1 pseudogene is annotated in these 769 nt (G+C 38.4%); it reads left to right on the top strand.

Going from position 1 to position 769, the window contains the following annotated elements:
• Window positions 1-769, top strand: a pseudogene (locus AOB46_RS22710) (DUF2723 domain-containing protein); the annotation flags it as partial.

Raw genomic sequence — 769 nt, 5'->3', positions numbered from 1 at the left:
ACCTGATTACTTTAGGAATTCTGATTATTGTTTTCAAAATTATCTTCCCGGTTATCATGACGATGTTCGGAAAGCTGGAGATCTTCTTTGTGAACGGATTGGGACTTCCTTTCCATTCAGGAACTATTGCTGCATTTATCTTAATGGCGGCCTTATGCTATTTCCTGATTAAATATGCCAGAAAAGCAAAAAGAAAAGTTTATCAGATTATTGTGCTGTCTGTGGTATATATGATCATTGGCTTTTCATGCTGGATGGTAATTCCGATCAGGGCAAATGCGAATCCTCCGATGAACCTTAATGATCCTGATACCGCGATCGGGATGCTGGATTATTATAACAGAGAGCAATACGGAGACTGGCCTACAATCTACGGACAGAACTATACGGCTTTCCTTGATGCTAAAGGAATGGAAAAAAATGAAGACGGAAGCTACAAAATAGATAAAACCGGAGATATGTATGAAAAGGATGAAAAAACCGGAACATACAGAAAAACAGGTGAGCGTTTCAATTATGTATTCAATAAATCTCATATAAGCTTGATGCCGAGGATGTTCAAAGAAGATAAAGAGATTATGGAAAACTATATCGCATTATATGGGGCTCCGGATTTTACCTTCAACTATGCCAACGAAGATGTAGCGGATAATCCTCAGGCTAAGCAGATTTTTGATGAGCTGAGAGCCAAATATGAAGATAAAACCATCACGGCAGCAGATTATTTAAAAGTAAAACCATACGACCTGATCAACGTTCAGAAACCTTC

Origin of the sequence: Chryseobacterium indologenes (assembly GCF_001295265.1) — a bacterium.
GTDB lineage: Bacteria > Bacteroidota > Bacteroidia > Flavobacteriales > Weeksellaceae > Chryseobacterium > Chryseobacterium indologenes_A.
The sequence above is the reverse complement of the archived record's forward strand: the minus strand, read 5'-3'. Positions and strand labels throughout refer to the sequence as shown.